At 50.7% G+C, this 1,499-nt stretch carries 1 rRNA gene; it reads left to right on the top strand.

Annotated features, from left to right (window positions below):
* Window positions 1–156: 156 nt before the first annotated feature.
* Window positions 157–1,499: ribosomal RNA gene (locus ACB035_RS20425) — 23S ribosomal RNA — on the top strand; the annotation flags it as partial.

The raw sequence follows: 1,499 nt of genomic DNA, 5'->3' as shown, positions 1-1,499 counted from the left end.
TGCTCTTTAACAATCTGGAAAGCTGATTTAAAAAGTAGTTCTCAAACATTTGTTACAAGTGCTTTGGAAACTTCTTGGCGAAAACCAAATTTTATTTGGTCCTTGTTGTACGACAACAAGCTGTGCCGGTTTCACCGACACTTCTTGGGGTTGTATGGTTAAGTGACTAAGCGTACATGGTGGATGCCTTGGCAGTCAGAGGCGATGAAGGACGTACTAACCTGCGATAAGCTGTGAGAAGTCGGTAAGAGACGCTATTACTCACAGATTTCCGAATGGGGAAACCCACCCGAGATAACTCGGGTATCTGTTACTGAATACATAGGTAACAGAGGCGAACCGGGAGAACTGAAACATCTAAGTACCCCGAGGAAAAGAAATCAACCGAGATTCCCTCAGTAGCGGCGAGCGAACGGGGATTAGCCCTTAAGCATCTTGGAAGTTAGTGGAACGGTCCTGGAAAGGCCGGCGATACAGGGTGATAGCCCCGTACACGAAAACAACCTTGATGTGAAATCGAGTAGGGCGGGACACGTGACATCCTGTCTGAATATGGGGGGACCATCCTCCAAGGCTAAATACTCCTGACTGACCGATAGTGAACCAGTACCGTGAGGGAAAGGCGAAAAGAACCCCTGTGAGGGGAGTGAAATAGAACCTGAAACCGTGTACGTACAAGCAGTGGGAGCCCTTCGGGGTGACTGCGTACCTTTTGTATAATGGGTCAGCGACTTACATTTTGTAGCGAGGTTAACCGTATAGGGGAGCCGTAGGGAAACCGAGTCTTAACTGGGCGTCTAGTTGCAAGGTGTAGACCCGAAACCGGGTGATCTAGCCATGGGCAGGTTGAAGGTTGAGTAACATCAACTGGAGGACCGAACCCACTAACGTTGCAAAGTTAGGGGATGACCTGTGGCTGGGGGTGAAAGGCCAATCAAACTCGGAGATAGCTGGTTCTCCCCGAAAGCTATTTAGGTAGCGCCTCGGACGAATACTACTGGGGGTAGAGCACTGTTTGGGCTAGGGGGTCATCCCGACTTACCAACCCCATGCAAACTCCGAATACCAGTAAGTAATATCCGGGAGACACACGGCGGGTGCTAACGTCCGTCGTGAAGAGGGAAACAACCCAGACCGCCGGCTAAGGTCCCAAAGTTCTGGTTAAGTGGGAAACGATGTGGGAAGGCTCAGACAGCTAGGATGTTGGCTTAGAAGCAGCCATCATTTAAAGAAAGCGTAATAGCTCACTAGTCGAGTCGGCCTGCGCGGAAGATGTAACGGGGCTCAAACCAGGCACCGAAGCCGCGGATTCACACTTATGTGTGAGTGGTAGGGGAGCGTTCTGTAAGTCTGCGAAGGTGTATCGAGAGGTATGCTGGAGATATCAGAAGTGCGAATGCTGACGTAAGTAACGATAAAGGGGGTGAAAAGCCTCCTCGCCGGAAGACCAAGGGTTCCTGTCCAACGTTAATCGGGGCAGGGTGAGTCGACCCCTAAGG

Origin of the sequence: Aeromonas sp. S12(2024), assembly GCF_041402305.1 — a bacterium.
Classification (GTDB): domain Bacteria; phylum Pseudomonadota; class Gammaproteobacteria; order Enterobacterales; family Aeromonadaceae; genus Aeromonas; species Aeromonas veronii.
The sequence above is the reverse complement of the archived record's forward strand: the minus strand, read 5'-3'. Positions and strand labels throughout refer to the sequence as shown.